At 41.8% G+C, this 261-nt stretch carries 1 protein-coding gene; it reads right to left on the reverse strand.

Translation table 11 applies throughout. The annotated features are described in order from the left end of the window. A partial coding sequence (locus R2R70_RS21125) for an Arm DNA-binding domain-containing protein (protein WP_410979070.1) occupies positions 1–245 on the reverse strand: 245 nt, incomplete at its 3' end. Positions 246–261 lie beyond the last annotated feature (16 nt).

Raw genomic sequence — 261 nt, forward strand, 5'->3', positions numbered from 1 at the left:
GCTTTGGCTCTGGCTTGGTCAATATCAAACGCATCAACTGGGCCAATTACCGCGCGCCTTGTTTTACCATTAATCCATGCCTGAAAAACATAGGTCTTTTTACCCGAGGCAAATGCACGTATTGCTAGGCCTTTACACTCGTCGTCCCATAAAAAAGACTCTTTTTTACCTTCCTCACATTTAAATGTTTTTACACGTCCTGCAGTAAAGTTAACTTTGTTAGTGGTATTATTTGCTTTAGCCACTTGAACCCCCTTATGG

This window comes from Cobetia sp. SIMBA_158 (assembly GCF_046566945.1).
Classification (GTDB): Bacteria; Pseudomonadota; Gammaproteobacteria; order Pseudomonadales; family Halomonadaceae; genus Cobetia; species Cobetia amphilecti.